17 protein-coding genes are annotated in these 14,560 nt (G+C 66.8%); 9 read left to right on the plus strand and 8 right to left on the minus strand.

Annotation, left to right across the window (positions count from 1 at the left end):
* Positions 1-3: 3 nt before the first annotated feature.
* The gene (locus tag ACT4ML_RS18395) at positions 4-213 is read right to left on the minus strand and encodes a hypothetical protein (protein ID WP_444722173.1); all 210 of its coding nucleotides are present in this window, start codon (positions 211-213) and stop codon (positions 4-6) included.
* A gap of 446 nt (positions 214-659) precedes the next feature.
* Here ACT4ML_RS18395 and ACT4ML_RS18400 point away from each other — a divergent pair, with 446 nt between their 5' ends.
* Together ACT4ML_RS18400 and ACT4ML_RS18405 are read left to right on the plus strand one after the other, a co-directional pair.
* The gene (locus ACT4ML_RS18400) at positions 660-1,091 is read left to right on the plus strand and encodes a DUF5820 family protein (protein WP_444722174.1); all 432 of its coding nucleotides are present in this window, start codon (positions 660-662) and stop codon (positions 1,089-1,091) included.
* A gap of 96 nt (positions 1,092-1,187) precedes the next feature.
* Positions 1,188-1,634 carry a UPF0179 family protein gene (locus tag ACT4ML_RS18405; protein ID WP_444722175.1) on the plus strand — a complete coding sequence of 149 codons (447 nt, stop codon included), beginning with the start codon at positions 1,188-1,190 and terminating at the stop codon, positions 1,632-1,634.
* 127 nt (positions 1,635-1,761) lie between these two features.
* On the opposite strand, the gene ACT4ML_RS18410 is transcribed toward ACT4ML_RS18405, so the two are convergent.
* Positions 1,762-2,112: a winged helix-turn-helix transcriptional regulator gene (locus ACT4ML_RS18410; RefSeq protein WP_444722176.1), complete on the minus strand. Its 351-nt coding sequence runs from the start codon at positions 2,110-2,112 to the stop codon at positions 1,762-1,764.
* A 135-nt stretch (positions 2,113-2,247) separates the two neighbouring features.
* Here ACT4ML_RS18410 and ACT4ML_RS18415 point away from each other — a divergent pair, with 135 nt between their 5' ends.
* Complete coding sequence (locus ACT4ML_RS18415) at positions 2,248-2,877, plus strand: flavin reductase family protein (RefSeq protein WP_444722177.1); 630 nt, start codon at positions 2,248-2,250, stop codon at positions 2,875-2,877.
* Between the two features lie 30 nt (positions 2,878-2,907).
* Here ACT4ML_RS18415 and ACT4ML_RS18420 read toward each other — a convergent pair whose 3' ends face one another.
* Positions 2,908-3,324, minus strand: a complete 417-nt coding sequence (locus ACT4ML_RS18420; protein ID WP_444722178.1) for an SRPBCC family protein — start codon at positions 3,322-3,324, stop codon at positions 2,908-2,910.
* A gap of 121 nt (positions 3,325-3,445) precedes the next feature.
* Between ACT4ML_RS18420 and ACT4ML_RS18425 the strand changes: the two genes are divergently transcribed.
* From ACT4ML_RS18425 to ACT4ML_RS18445, 5 genes are all read left to right on the plus strand, one after another.
* A complete protein-coding gene (locus tag ACT4ML_RS18425) occupies positions 3,446-4,366 on the plus strand; it encodes an ABC transporter ATP-binding protein (protein ID WP_444722179.1) in 921 nt (306 codons plus the stop codon).
* Entirely contained in the window at positions 4,363-6,279 is a 1,917-nt protein-coding gene (locus ACT4ML_RS18430) for an ABC transporter permease (protein ID WP_444722180.1), read from the plus strand. Before ACT4ML_RS18425 ends, ACT4ML_RS18430 begins: the two co-directional genes overlap by 4 nt.
* On the plus strand, positions 6,269-7,441 hold the full coding sequence (locus ACT4ML_RS18435; protein WP_444722181.1) for an ABC transporter permease: 1,173 nt from the start codon (positions 6,269-6,271) through the stop codon (positions 7,439-7,441). The genes ACT4ML_RS18430 and ACT4ML_RS18435 overlap by 11 nt, the downstream gene beginning before the upstream one ends.
* 92 nt (positions 7,442-7,533) lie before the next feature.
* Complete coding sequence (locus ACT4ML_RS18440; RefSeq protein WP_444722182.1) at positions 7,534-9,396, plus strand: formate/nitrite transporter family protein; 1,863 nt, start codon at positions 7,534-7,536, stop codon at positions 9,394-9,396.
* A 130-nt stretch (positions 9,397-9,526) separates the two neighbouring features.
* Positions 9,527-10,501 (plus strand): aldo/keto reductase, encoded by a 975-nt coding sequence (locus ACT4ML_RS18445; protein WP_444722183.1) that lies wholly within the window; start codon positions 9,527-9,529, stop codon positions 10,499-10,501.
* Between the two features lie 37 nt (positions 10,502-10,538).
* Here the strand turns inward: ACT4ML_RS18445 and ACT4ML_RS18450 are convergent, their stop codons facing one another.
* Positions 10,539-11,093, minus strand: coding sequence for a hypothetical protein (locus ACT4ML_RS18450; RefSeq protein WP_444722184.1), 555 nt, complete (start codon positions 11,091-11,093; stop codon positions 10,539-10,541).
* A 140-nt stretch (positions 11,094-11,233) separates the two neighbouring features.
* Between ACT4ML_RS18450 and ACT4ML_RS18455 the strand changes: the two genes are divergently transcribed.
* Positions 11,234-11,647, plus strand: a complete 414-nt coding sequence (locus ACT4ML_RS18455) for a MarR family winged helix-turn-helix transcriptional regulator (RefSeq protein ID WP_138245465.1) — start codon at positions 11,234-11,236, stop codon at positions 11,645-11,647.
* Positions 11,648-11,726: 79 nt separating this feature from the next.
* Here ACT4ML_RS18455 and ACT4ML_RS18460 read toward each other — a convergent pair whose 3' ends face one another.
* From ACT4ML_RS18460 to ACT4ML_RS18475, 4 genes are all read right to left on the minus strand, one after another.
* On the minus strand, positions 11,727-12,629 hold the full coding sequence (locus ACT4ML_RS18460; RefSeq protein WP_444722185.1) for a universal stress protein: 903 nt from the start codon (positions 12,627-12,629) through the stop codon (positions 11,727-11,729).
* A 123-nt stretch (positions 12,630-12,752) separates the two neighbouring features.
* Positions 12,753-12,998 (minus strand): hypothetical protein, encoded by a 246-nt coding sequence (locus ACT4ML_RS18465; protein ID WP_138245467.1) that lies wholly within the window; start codon positions 12,996-12,998, stop codon positions 12,753-12,755.
* A 185-nt stretch (positions 12,999-13,183) separates the two neighbouring features.
* Positions 13,184-13,861, minus strand: a complete 678-nt coding sequence (gene tenA / locus ACT4ML_RS18470) for a thiaminase II (RefSeq protein WP_444722186.1) — start codon at positions 13,859-13,861, stop codon at positions 13,184-13,186.
* Positions 13,862-13,981: 120 nt separating this feature from the next.
* Positions 13,982-14,521 (minus strand): CBS domain-containing protein, encoded by a 540-nt coding sequence (locus tag ACT4ML_RS18475; protein ID WP_138245469.1) that lies wholly within the window; start codon positions 14,519-14,521, stop codon positions 13,982-13,984.
* Positions 14,522-14,560: the final 39 nt, after the last annotated feature.

Consider the following 14,560-nt stretch of genomic DNA (forward strand, 5'->3'; position numbering starts at 1 on the left):
GTATCATGGGGTTCCCCCGTCTGCAGTGCGGTCGTCCGCGCGAGTGCGGACGGTGTGAGCGGACGTCGTTCGACCAGCCGCGTCTCGTGGCCGAACCGTCGGAATCCGTCGCCTCGCGTCACCCGACGTGAACGCGTCGTACTCGTCGACCTCCTCGAGCGGGCGCTCGGGGAGCGCGACCCTGTCGCGGGCGGCGTGGATGTGCCGTGTCATATGTCATCTCGTACCACTTGACGTTGCGCGATGCCTCGTCAGGGCTCGGGCAACGATGCGCCGGGGACGGGCGCGGAGTGGATCGGTCCGGCAAACGGATACCGATAGTATTTAATGAGTGAGTAATCCAGCTACTTAGCCTTAGCCCCAAAAGGTATTTGTCAGAACTTTATTGCAGGAAAATACTGCCAGAACTCTGTGCTGATGTTCGGTATCACACCCCACATTCGGGGGTCGGCGGCATAAGCTACCGGCCTGCAACGTCCACGTGAACTCGCGCGCGCTGGCTGAATGGTAACGCGACACTCGATTCGGGCCACGGGGGCACCAGCCGAGGCGACCGCGCCGGATCGGCTCGATCCACCGGGACCGACCGCGCCGAAGCCGCCCTCGCGACCGACAGCGGTGACGACGAGGATTTAGGGCGGGCGGTCCTACCGGTAGCCATGTCGGATTCGGATGCGGACGACGGGCTGGACCGCTCGAGGCTGCCGGACGGCTGGACCGTCTGGAGCCGCGGCGAGGACGGCCGGCTCGTGCTCGCGTATCGGCCGGACGTCTTCAACGCCGAGGACTTTCCCGCGCCGTGTCTGCCGACGCTGTATCTCACCCACGGCAAGCGGACCCGCCGCCCCGGCGTCAACCCCGCCGACACAGCCGACGCCGAGGACTGGTTCGTAACGCTCTACCTCGAGCCGGACGTGTCGCTGAACGAGACGCTGCGATTCCCGACTCGAGGCGAGGCCCTCGAGCGGACCGTCGAACTCGCGACGGCGTTCGACGCGGGTGAGGTCGACTACCGGGGGCTGTATCAGGTGCCTCGAGAGACGTACTTCGAACGACTCGATGACCTCACGGGCGACGGTAGCGACGACTGACTGCTCGATTTCGGGCCCGTGAGCGGTCCGTGCCGCGGTTCGGGACCGCGTACTCGGGACGTGAGCCTTAACCGCCAGTGGCGAGTAGCGGCTACTATGTCGACCGTTACGCTCATCGGCTCCCAGTTGGCCGAGCCGGGAACCGAGTTCGTCTACGAGGGCGAAGCCGACGCCTGCGCCGGCTGTCCCTACCGCAGTCAGTGTCTCAATCTCTCCACCGGCACGAAGTACCGCGTCACGTCCGTCCGCGAGAACGCCCAGACCCTCGAGTGCGCCATGCACGACGGCGGCGTTCGCGCCGTCGAGGTCGAACCCGCCCCGACGCGGGCGAACATCACCTCGAAGGGTGCCTTCGCCGGCAGCAAAACGAGCCTGCCGGGCCCCTGTCCGTACGTCGAGTGTCCGAGCCACGAGTACTGCGAACCCGACGGCGTCGAGTTCGACGAGGAGTACCGAATTTCGGAAATCGTCGGCGAGCCGCCACACGATGTCTGTCACCTCGACCGCTCGCTCGAGTTGGTCGAACTCGAGACCGAGAGCTAACGGATACCGGCAGCTCTCCACGCTCTATCTCTCCGACTCGAGCCGCTAGTCGGGCGATTTCGGTTTGCTGCAGTGAGAAAGGTCCGTGCGATCGGTAGCCGACAGTTTAGCGACGGTATCGCCCTCGTCAGTCCTCGAGCGCGCTGTCCTCGAGCCACGAGCCGGCCCAGCACTCGATCTCGTTGAAGACCGGCTCGAGGGACTCGCCCTTGTCGGTGAGGCTGTAGTAGGTCGCGACCGGCGCGTCCTCTTCGATACGGCGTCGGACGAACCCCATTTCGCCGAGGTCGTCGAGCACGCGCGAGAGGGTCCGCGCGTTCGCGCCGGTCGAGCGCTTGAGTTCGTTGAAGCGCTGCTCGCCGTCCAGCAGTTCGTGGAGCACCGCCAGCCGCCACTGGGAACCGATCTGCTCGAGCGAGGCGATGACCGGGCAGGCGTCGTCGAGTTGCTCGCGGGATTGCGTTTGCGGGGATGACATCGATGGGTTCTGCTAGCGACTACGTCGCGAACTGCTTTAGTAGTTCGGATCCGAACCGGGTAACATTGTGTTAGTAGATTGCCGGCGAACGCCTGTGATAGCAGCGACCGCGGATCGGTCGTCGGAGGCCGGACGATGACGGACGACGGGTCGACGGCCGGCGGCGAAACTGGCGCCCTCGAGATCGACGTCGACGAGCGCGAGGGCTCGCTCTACCGAATCCTCTCGAGTGTGGTCGTCCCACGGCCGATCGCGTGGGTGAGCACCAAAAGCGAGGACGGCGTCGACAACCTCGCGCCGTACAGTTTCTTCACCGTCGCGTCGGTCGAGCCGCCGGTCCTGCTGTTCGCGCCGGTCGACGATGCCGACGGGCTCAAGGACACGCCGCGGAACGCCCGCGACACCGGCGAGTTCGTCGTCAACCTCGTGACCGAGGACCTCGCCGAGGCGATGAACGAGACCAGCGCCACGCTGCCGGCCGGCGAGAGCGAGTTCGATCACGCCGGCCTCGAGCGGGCCGACTCGACCGCGGTCGACCCGCCGCGCGTCGCCGGCGCGAAGGTGGCCTTTGAGTGTACGCTCCGCGATCTGATCGCCGTCGGCGGCTCAACGCTCGTCCTCGGCGAGGTCCGCCACGTCCACCTCGCGGAGTCGGTGACGACCGACGGGAAGATAGACATCGACGAAATCGACGCCGTCGGCCGGCTCGCAGGGAGTCTGTACGCGCGGACGGATGATCGCTTCTCGCTCGAGCGGCCCCCATAGCTGATCTCGGGCCTGGGGCCGGGTCGATCCTTACTGTTCGCTGCCGCCCTCAAGCACCGTTTCCAGGTTCTCCAGCGCTCGCAGACAGACGGGGACGTACCCCGCGCCGTGTGGCGGCAGTTCGAAGGCGATCCGACAGCGATCCGCGCCGAGGTCGTCGACCCGGTGGCCGGCGGCGGGGAACCCGGTCACGCGCCACGTCCAGCGGCGGGCCGTACACGATGTGATCCGAAACGGCAGCCACGCGCCGGGGACGCGAATCCGGCCGGTCGTGTCGGCTCGAATCCGCCGGTCCGTCGCCTCGACGCCGGTTATCAGCGGCGACCACTCCGGCCACTGTGTCGTATCGACGAGGGCGTCCCACGCCTCGACCGCGGGGACGGACAGGACGTGCGAGACCTCGAGCCGACGCCCGTCCGGGGTCCGCGCGGTCCGGATTTGCGTCATCGGTCGGGGCTACGGGGTCCACGACAATGGGGGTTTCCGCGACGCGAGCAGCAGTCGCTCGAGCCGGACAGTCGCCGGCCGCTAGACTTTACTGGGGTGGCTCCCTCCGTCGGCCTATCCAATGGCCATACTCGAGGTACATGACCTCCGGAAGGAGTACGGTGGCTTCACCGCGGTCGAGGGCAGCTCCTTCGAGATCGAGCGCGGCGAGGTCTTCGGCGTGGTCGGTCCCAACGGCGCGGGCAAGACGACGACGCTGAAGATGCTGGCTGGGCTGATCGAGCCCACCGCCGGCACCGCCGTCGTCGCCGGCCACACGCCCGGCGAGCCAGCGATGCAGCGCCGCCTCGGTTTCCTTCCCGAGGAGTCCCCGCTGTACGAGGAGATGACCGCGATCGACTACCTCGAGTTCTTCGCCGACCTCTACGACGTGCCCGCAGACGTGGCCCGCGAGCGGATTCACGACTCGCTGGATCGACTGGATCTCGAGCACCGCGACCGGCGGATCGGCAACATGTCGAAGGGGATGCAGCGCAAGGTCGCGATCGCGCGGGCCCTGGTCAACGACCCCGACGTGCTGATCTTCGACGAGCCGGCGTCGGGGCTGGACCCGCTGACGACCAACTACATCATCGAGTTCACCCGCGAACTGAGCGAGGAGGGCAAGACGATCGTCTTCAGCGCGCACAACCTCTTTCACGTCGAGAGCATCTGCGACCGGATCGTCATCATGAACGACGGTCGGATCGTCGCCCGCGGCACGCTCGAGGCGATCCGAGACGCCCACGGCGGCACGGAATACCACGTCTACGCGACCGACGACGGCAGCGCCGGTCTCGACGCGACGGCGGGGCCGCTCGAGGTCACCCGCGAGAACGGACAGGTCCGCCACGTCGTCGGGGACATGGCCGCCGTCGACGCGGTCCGGGACGCCGTCGAAGCGGCCGGCGGCCGCGTGACCGACATCCAGACGGAGACGCCGAGCCTCGAGGAGATCTTCCTCGAGGTCGCGAGCGAGCCAGCGGAGGAGTCCGAGGCGTGAGCGACGGTCGCCTCCGCGGAATCGTCGCGCGATGTCGGCTGTTCGTCCGTCACCTCTGCGGTGTCGCCACACGCACGGCCCGAATCGCCCGCTGGGAAGTCTCCCGAAGCGTCGGCACCGTCGACCGGAAGACGGCGCTGGTCCTCCTCGTGATGGCGCTCGCGATCGGCACCGCCGGGTTCACGGCCGCCGGCGACGGGCTCGGTCTCGAGCGGGAGATCTACGTCGTCGGCGTCGACGAGGACAGCCGCTATCACGACGTCGCAGTCCACAGCGAGCAGTTCCGGCCAGTGTCGCTTTCGGAGATCGAGTCCGAGGGCGGCGGCGATGCGAACGGCGATACCGTCTCGATCCGCGGCGACGCGACCGTCGACGTCGTGGTGACTCGAGACGGGCGGATCGGCCACACCGGCGACAACGGCGAGGCCGCCTACGACGCCTTTCGCGACGCCGTCGGTGAGTACAACGCGAAGCTGATGGACGAGGAGGACGATCAGGCGGCCGCGTATCCGGTGCTCGTCTCGCTGGAGTACCAGCAACGCGACCTCGGCGGCTCGAGCGATTCCGGAACGACCGACGGGAGCGGGAGCAGCGGCGGTGGGACCGGGGACGGAACCAGCGGCGGAGACGGAGCCGGCGGGAGTGCGGACGGTAGCGGCGGGGACGGACCCGCGACCGACGGAGGGACGGGCGGTACCGACGGCGGCGGGGACGGCCCCCTGCAGGTTCCGAACGTCGGCGACGGATCGACGGCGTTGACGGCGCCGGGCACGCCCGGTTCGATCGCGCCGCCGTTTCCCTTCCAGTCGCTCGTGCTCGCGTTCCTGTTCGTCGTCCCGATGAACTTCGTCATTCAGGCCTACGGGAGCACGATCATGGACGAACGGGTCAAGCGGCGAGGCGAACTACTGTTGGTCTCGCCGGTCTCTCGCTACGAGATCGTCGCGGGGAAGACGCTGCCGTACCTGCTCGGGCTGATCGGCATCGTCGTCGCCATCGCGCTCGCGATCCGGGGCGGGCCGATCGCCGTCGCGGCGGCACTGCCCATCGCGTTGCTGTTCTTGGCGGCAACGTTCGCCGGCGCGATGCTCGCCCGCTCGTTCAAGGAACTGACCTTCGTCACGGTCACGATCAGCGTCGTGCTGACGACGTACACGTTCATTCCGGCGATCTTCACCGACGTCCACTCGATCGCGCTGATCTCGCCGCTGACGCTGGTCGTGACGGACCTCCAGGACGGGTCGATCCGACTGGGGGAGTACCTCTTCTCGACCGGCCCGTTCTACCTGTGTGCGGCCGTGCTCTTCCTGCTGGGGATCGGCGTCTACCGCGAGGAGGATATGTTCGCCCAGAAGCCGATCCCGACGAAGGTCGTCGACGCGATCGCGAGTCGCATCCGCGGCCGGCGGAGCGTCTTCGTCCTCTCGATTCTCTTCATCCCGTTCGTCTTCGCGGGCCAACTCCTCGCCGTCGCCTTGCTGTTCGCCCTGCCGGAGTCGTTCGCGGTGCCGGTCATCGTCGTCGTCGCCGCCGCGATCGAGGAAGTCGCGAAGAGCGTCCACGTCTACGCCGGCTTCGCCCGCTCGCGGTTCGACGCGACGCTCCGGACCGCCGCCGTGCTGGGCGTACTCTCCGGAGCCGGCTTTTTCGTCGGCGAGAAGCTGACTCACGTCGTCCAGTTCGTCGGCCTGCCCGACCTGTCGGTCGGCCTCGCCGCCTTCGGCCCGGCCGTCTCGAGCGACCCGCTGATACTCGCAGCGGTCTTTCTCGCGCCGCTCGCCTTGCACGTCGCGACCGCCGTCTGCTCGGCGCTCGGCGCGAGCCGCGGTCGAACGGGCTACGCGGTCGGCTTCCTCGCCGCGACGCTCGTTCACGCGGCCTACAATCTGGGGGTGATCCTCCTTGTCGCGTGATCGCGAGCGCGGTCGTGATCCCGAGCGGCAGTCGGACTCGAGCCCTCGTCGACGAGGCCCGAATCCGCCCGCTCGACCCGACGGCGGCACCGAGTCGGGCTCGACATGGGGTGCCCGCTGGGCGGTCGCTCGCCGAGAGCTTCGCTCGCTGCGCTCCGAGAAGACGATCGTGCTGGCGCTGGCGATTCAGCTGTTCATCGCGGCCTTTTCGTCGTTTCTGGTCGTCGGGCTCGTCTCGCTGTACGATCCGGGCTCGGTCGACGGCTACCAGACGGAGGTCGCCGTCACCGGCGACGACACCGAGACCCTCCTTTCGGTCGCGAACCAGCGCGACGGCGTCACCGCCCAGCGGTACGACGACCGCACGGCCGCCTACGAGGCGTTCGAAGCCGGCGCGGTGTCGGCCGTCCTCGACGCGAACCGGAACGACGAGGGCCGGCTTAGCGTCACCGTCACCGCCCCCGAAGAAGGGTTACAGACAACCCTGCTCGTCGTTCAGCTTCGAGACACCTTAGAGAACGTCGAGCGCGTCGAGCGCCAGCAAAACGCCGAGTCCGGGCGACTCGAGCAGTCGCCGGTTCCGGTCCCGTCTCAGATTCAGGCGAGCCCCTACGCCGGCTTCACCTACACCATCCTGCTGCCGCTGCTGTGTTTCCTGCCGGTGTTCATCAGCGGCTCGATCGTCGTCGATTCGCTGATCGAGGAGCGCCAGCGGGGGACCCTCGAGTTGCTCCGGGTCGCGCCGCTCTCGCTCGCGGACGTGATCGACGCGAAACTGTTGGCGATCGCGGTGCTGGCACCGCTGCAGGCGATCGCGTGGCTCTTCCTGCTGACGGCGAACGGTACGTCGATCGCGGGTCCCGCGGCCCTGGTCGTGTTAGTGGCCGCGCTCTCCCTGCTCGTCGTCGCCGTCGGAGTCGCGATCGCGCTGTGGGCACCGGACCGCCGACAGGCGCAGTTGCTCTACTCCGTTGCCACCGTCGGCGCGCTGGTCGTCGCGACGATCCTGCCCGAACACCCCGCGAACACCGTCGCGAAGTTCTCGATCGGGAATCCGACGGCGACGACGTGGGCGTTACTCGCCGGCTACTGCCTGCTCGCGGTCGGCGCGTTCGTCGCGCTCAGGCGGTGGATCGACCGTCTCGAGCCGGATTCGCTGTAGGCGCTCGAGGCGGATTCGACCCGCCCGGACTTCGGAACCGCTGCAATGGCAGATCCTAAACGCTTTGTCCGTCTACGAGTGCGTGTCTGCTAATGAGTAATCCAGATCAGGAGCGGACGGACCGCGATCCCCCCGACAGGGAGCGGCGGGGCCGAGAGGCGCCCGAACAGGAACAGGTCCGAGAGGCTGTCGAGCGCTCTCGGAGCGGCGCACCGGCGGTCGGTGCGGTCGTTCGCGATCGCTTCTCGGCCGACGAGGTCTTCCAGCGGATCGTCGCCGCGGCCGACGAGGAGGTCACCTCGGGGAGTCGCGAACTGTTCTTCAGCGGGATCGCCGCCGGCTTCGCGATCACGATTACGGTCCTGCTCTACGCCTCGCTGTACGGGTCGACCGACGGCCACGCGATACTGAGCGCGCTCCTCTATCCGCTCGGGTTCATCTACATCATCATCGGCGGCTACCAGCTCTACACCGAGAACACGCTGCCGCCGGTCGCGCTCTCCCTCGAGCGGATCGCCAGTATCCCCGCGTTGCTCCGCCACTGGACGATCGTGCTCGCCGGTAACTTCACCGGCAGCGCGATCGGTGCGGCAGTGCTCGCGTGGGGCGGTGTGCTGTCCCCCGAGGCGGCCGAAGCCGCGATGTACCTCGGAACCCACGGCGCGGAGACGGCGTGGTGGGACCTGTTCTTCAAGGCGGCGTTCGCCGGCCTGATCGTCGCCGGCGTCGTCTGGGTCGAGTACGCCGCCCGCGAGACGATCGCTCGGATCGTCATCGTCTACATGGCCTTCCTCGCGATCCCGATCGGGAACCTGTTCCACGTCGTCACCTCCTTTACGGAGATGGCCTACGTCGTCTTCCTCGGCGAACTCGGCCTCTTCGTCGGCCTCTCGCAGTTCGTCCTGCCGGTCCTGCTCGGGAACACGATCGGCGGGATCATGCTGGTGACCGTCGTCAACTACTTCCAGACGAGCGAGCGCCGCCTCGAGTCGGCCCGGTTCGAGGGCAACGAGCGCCAGCTCTCGATGCGGGAATGGCTGTTCGGAGGGTACGCCGGTCGGTCGTACGTTCCCCTGATCGACACCGCGGAGTCGTCGGTGACCGACAACGGCGAGACCTACCGCGTGCTCGTCCCGATCTCGAACCCCCGAACCGAGTCGCGGATCGTGGACCTGGCCTGTACGCTGGCAAACAACCACGAGAACGCGGTCGTCCACGCCGTCCACATCGTCCAAGTACCGGACCGGCGATCGATGCGGTACGGCTCCGGGCGTAACCAACGGATCGTCTCCGAGTCCGAAAACCAGATGGAGGAGATTCGCGAGACGGTCTCGTCGTACGATATCGGCTGTGAGACCTCGACGGTCGTCTCCCACCGCTCGTTCGAGGACGTCTTCGACACCGCGGAGCGCGAGCGAGCGGACCTCGTCGTGCTCGGCTGGGGCGACGATCGGCCGTGGGGCGCGGGCCGCTCCGAGGGCCGAATCAGCAATCTGACCAGCAACCTCCCCTGTGACTTCCTCGTCCTGAAGGATCGGGATCTGGACACCTCGAAAATCCTCCTCCCGACCGCGGGCGGTCCGGACTCGGACCTGAGCGCCGAAGTCGCGCGAACGCTCGAGCAGGCGGACGGCTCGTCAGTCTCGCTCCTGCACGTCGTCGACGACGCCGAGGAGCGCGCCGGCGGCCGGACGTTCCTCGCGAACTGGGCCGCCGAACACGACCTCGAGAACGCCGATCTCACGATCGACGACACCGGCGACATCGAGGGGGCGATCTGTCGGGAAGCGGCCGATCACTCGCTCGTGATCATCGGCGCGACGGAAGCGGGGCTGCTGTCGCGGCTCGTGAGCGACTCCCTCCACATGGACGTCGTCAACGAGGTCGACAGCTCGGTACTGCTGGCCGAGCGACCCAGCAAGCGGAACGTCCTCCGGAGACTGTTCGGACGGTAACCGGAATTTCGCCCGACCGCCGGCGACGCCGTCTCCTCGTCGCCCGTCGTCGCACGAACCGAAGCGTGACGAGCCCGTGATCGATTGCCGCCCCACGTACTGTTTTCCCGCAGTTTCGCGTAGAACCGGTATGGAGTACACGACCCTCGGTTCGACCGGGATGGAAGTCAGCCGGCTCTGTCTGGGCTGTATGAGCTTCGGCTCGAGCGACTGGCGCGAGTGGGTCTTAGAGGACGAGGAAAGTACGGCGATCATCGACCGCGCGATCGACCTCGGGATCAACTTCTTCGATACCGCGAACCTGTACTCGAAGGGCGAGTCCGAACGGATTCTGGGAGAGGCACTCGAGGGCCATCGCGAGGAATCGGTCGTCGCGACGAAGGGCTACTTCCGAATGCGCGAGGACGACCCGAACTCGGGCGGGCTCTCGCGCAAGGCGATCGAACAGGAACTCGCCGCGAGCCGCGAGCGACTGGGAATGGACACCATCGACCTCTACCAGATCCACCGCTGGGACGACGACACGCCAATTGAGACGACGCTGCGTGCGCTCGACGACGCCGTTCGACGGGGTTACGTCCGATACATCGGCGGCTCCTCGATGTGGGCCCACCAGTTCGCCGAGTCGCTGCACGCGAGCGACCGGCTCGGCCTCGAACGGTTCGTCACGATGCAGAACCACTACAACCTCGTCTACCGCGAGGAGGAACGGGAGATGCTGCCGCTCTGTGAGAAGGAAGACGTGGGCGTCCTCCCGTGGTCGCCGCTGGCTCGCGGGTATCTCACGCGTCCCCACGAGGAGATCGACGCCACGACCCGCGGCGAGACTGAAGAGCACATGTACGACCACCCCTACCGCGAGGGCGGCGGCCGCGAGATCAACGACCGCGTCGCCGAGATCGCCGCCGAGAAGGGCGCGACGATGGCCCAGATCTCGCTCGCGTGGTTGCTCCGCAAGGACTGGGTCGACGCGCCCATCGTCGGCACGACAAGCGTCGAACACTTAGAGCAGGCCGTCGAAGCCCTCGAGATCGAGTTATCGGAGTCGGACGTGGCGTACCTCGAGGAGCCCTACGAGCCGGTTCCGGTGTCGGGCCACAGCTGAGCGAACCGGTGCTCGCGACGGTGGGCCGCCACGTTCCTCACGGAAGCTCCTCGACGACCTCGAGCAGGTCGTCCTCGGTGTGCCACTCGTGGAGCCGGTCTGCCGACTCGAGCAGATCGAACACCCCGTCCTCCATCCAGCCGTAGGGGTGGTCCGCCTCGGCGTCGGGGTAGGTCCGCTTGAGCACGTGGGTCTTCTCGAAGTATTCCTCGGTGCCCGCGAGCAGCCCCTGTTCGACGAGGAAGCCGCTGGGTTCCCGCTCGGCGACGCCGACGACGTGGCTCACGAGGTCCGCGAGCAGGCAGAACTTCTGGATTCCGTTGTCCCACTCGCCGCGGACGTCGACCATCCGGAAGGCGTAGGCGTCCCGACGGCGGTTCAGCCGGTCGACGACGAGGTTCAGCCGGCGGATCGGCTCGCTGTCGTAGTTCCCGAGGACGAAGTACGACCGCTCGCTCTCGTAAATCGGCCGGAGTTCGCTCAACGCGTGGAGCACCTCCTCGTTGTCCGCGAGCGAGAGGTCCTCGGCCTCGAGTCGCTCCGTCGCGCTCGCGAGAACGTCCTCGGGAACCGGCGGATCGTCGCCTGTCATACCCCCTGATTCTCGTGAATTACTGATAGTGGTTTCCGTGTCGTTTCCGTTTCCGATACCGTCGAGAGGGAGAGGGGGTTTACCGCAGAGTAATTTACTGCAGGGTAAACTACTTGGTGCCGCGATCCGTATCCGGCCGTATGAGCACCGACGTGGGGACTCCCGAGGGGCAGACCGCCCGCGAACTCGTCCGCTTCGTGACCCAAGAAACGCGCTTTGCGCTGCTTTCCAATATCCTCCAGCATCCCGAGAGGCTGCCGTCGATGTACGAACTCGAGCAGCTGAATCCGAGCGTGAGCGACGCGACGGTCTACAAGCACGTCCAGAAACTGATCGACGCCGGAATGGTCGAGGCGGTCGCGCTGCCCGAGGACGAACGCCAGCAGGGCTATCCGTGGAAGTTCTACCGCCTGACCGACGAGGGCCGCGAGTTCCTCGCAAACCACAACCTGCTCGCGGCCGAGGAAACGCTGCGACGGATCTACGAGACGATTTCCGATAAGCCCGAGAAGATGATCCGATACGAGAACGCGCCCCGTCCCGACCTCGAGTGAGTCCCCCGGCGCGCACCGCTTTCACCGAGCGGTGACCGCCGACCGGTCATCGACCGCCGCGCCTCGAGATAGGTCCGGTTCAGTCCTGGCTCGAGTCGCCGTCGCTCGCCCCGATGGTGAGCACCGGCACGTCCGCGTGCCTGACGGTTCGTTCGGTCGTACTTCCGAGGAGATAGCGCTCGAGTCCGGTTCGACCGTGGGTCCCCATCGCGATCAATTCGATGTCGTTCTCGTCGGCATACTCGACGAGCCCGGTAGCCGGAAGCCCCTCTCGGACGGCGGTAACGGCGTCCACGTCGGCGTCTCGCGCTCGCGTTGCGACCGCTTCAGTCGCCGCTTCGCCCTCGGATTCGAACGCGTCGAGGAGGTCGCTCGGCGCGGCAACGTGCGGACTGGCTGCGAGGTTGCTGACATCGACGATGTTGAGCGCATGCACGCGTGCGTCCGCCCGCTTTGCGATCGCGAGCCCGTGCTCGACCGCGGCGGCCGCGGCGTCGCTCCCATCGGTGGGCAGGAGAATTTCGTCGTAGTTCCCGACTGACTCCTCGCGATCGGTCGCCCGCGCGGTCAGCACCGGAACGGGTGACTGGCGGACGACGCGTTCGGTGACGCTGCCCGCGACGTAGCGGTTCACTCCCGTTCGGCCATGGGTCCCCATCGCGATCAATTCGATCCCGTGCTCGTCGGCGTACTCGAGGATTTCCTCGGGTGGGTATCCTCTGCGGATCGCCGAGCGAATGTCGTCCCCCTCGGTCGCTATCGCTTCCATTCGCTCGATCGCCGCCGCGCCGTCTTCCTCGAGTCGGGCGACGAACTCCTCGTCGACGCCGCCGGCGTTGAAGAGCCCGCCCGCGGCGGCCACGTCGACGACGGTGAGGAGGTGAACCGGCGCGTCGAACCAGCGGGCGATGGCCAGCGCGTGTTCGGCGGCCCGGACCGCGTGCTCGCTGCCGTCCGTCGGGACGAGGATAGCGTTGTACATCGTCGACACCGTTTTTCCGTTGGGTCGCGCGCTCCTTAAGCCACCCCGCAATTCCTGCGTATCGGGACCGTGCCGCTTGGCGAGCAGCGAGGTGTCTCTGAATCAGTCGGCACACCGCCGTGACTACCAGCACTCGAGTGCAAGGGAGACGAGGAGCCCGCCGTGCCAGACGACGACCGCGGCCGCGTACCGCGGGTCGGTCGCCGGGACCGGCGGGTGGCGGACGACCGCCTCCCACAGGAACAGCGTCGCCAGCAGTGCGCCACCGAGGAGTCCGTATCGAGGAGTGATCCCGGTGTAGAGCCCGACAGCGGCACCGAGAAGCAGCGACGCGAGCATCCCGGCGAGCAGTCGATCGTAGTAATCCATCCCTATCCGAGGCTAGTATCTCTTGCAGGAAAAATCGGCAGTCGGTTCCAACGCGGTTGGAGTCGGGACGGGAATCTACGGTCCGTCAATTCGGACGTGACACGGCTCCTCGAGGCGCTCATCGAAACCCAACTCGCTGCGGCCAGTGCCCCCTCTCGAGAACTCGATCGCCGGTTGAGAGCGAGCTACTGCTCGTCCCCCGGAATTCCCCACCCCTCCTGTCGGTAGGCCATCTCCCAGAACCGGTACTCGAGTCGGGCGCTCGTGAGGAAGGCGTCTTCCATCGCCTCGTACTGGTCGGGGTGGCGCTCGCCGCAGCGATCGACGAAGGTCCGCATCCAGTCGACGACCTCACGGAACTCGTCGCTCGTGTACGTCTCGATGAAGGGCGTGTACCGGTGGTCTTCATCGGGTGCCAGTTCGGCCATGTGCTCGGCGATGTCGAGGTAGCCCTGTCCGCAGGGGTAGATCGCGGCCGCGATTTCCGGAAGCGTGCCCTCGTGGGCGGTTCGCAACAGGAAGTTCGTGTAGGCGACACAGGTCGGCGCCTTCCGGACCGACTCGAGGGCCGCCGGAGAGAGCCCGTAGTCAGCGGCGAACTCGCGGTGGAGGTCCATCTCCTCATCGAGTGTGGTGTGTGCGACCCCGAACAGGTGGGTCATCGTGTCCTCCTCGCGCGCCTTCGTTCCCGCGATCGCGAATACGCGCGCGTAGTCGAGCAGGTACCGGTAGTCCTGTCGCACCCACGTTCGAAACGCGTCGTCGGCGAGCGTGCCGTCCGCGAGTTCCGTCACGAAGGGATGGCTCTTCTGTGCGTCCCAGACGTCTGCGCCCGCCTCGAGGAGTCGATCACTGGTTGCCATGATCGGGAAGACGGACGCCACGCTAATATTAGTGGTTGATATGAGTGGGTTGTCGACGAGCGGCGATCGAGACTAGTTCGGAACCGAATCGGGTCGAACAGCGGCAAATCGCGGAGTCGCCTAGGACAGTCGTGCGGCGATGTCGGCTTCGGTGATGATGCCGACGGTTTCGCCGGCCTCGGTGATCATCACGGCCTTGTAGTGCTCGAGGAGGTTGCTGATCTCGTCTAACGTGGCGTCCTTCGAGACGGTCGGGAAGCTCTCGCTCATGTGCTCCTCGATGGGTTCGTCGCGGTCCTCGGAGTCGAGGTGGACGAGGTCGCTCTGGCTGATCGATCCCACGGGAATGCCGTCCTGAATGACGGCGAGTTGGGAGTAGGCTTCCTCCTCCATCTTCTGGGCGGCGTCGCTGACGGGGTCGCCGGGACCGACGCTGACGACGGCCTCGTTCATTAGGTCCTCGGCACGGATGACGTCGCTTTCGGCCTTCTCCAAGGCGTTGACGATCCGGCGGAGCGTCGAGAGACGCGGGTCCACGTCGCCGCCCTCGATCCGGGCGATCAGCGGCTGCGAGACGTCGGCCGTGTCCGCGAGCTCGCTCTGCGTGAGTCCGAGTTCGGTGCGGCGCTGTCGGAGATCCGCAGGCGTCGGGAGTTCCATACGAATGGATAACCACGGGTTATAGAAAGTACTTTGGGT

The sequence above is a fragment of the Natrinema sp. LN54 genome (assembly GCF_052439245.1).
Classification (GTDB): domain Archaea; phylum Halobacteriota; class Halobacteria; order Halobacteriales; family Natrialbaceae; genus Natrinema; species Natrinema versiforme_A.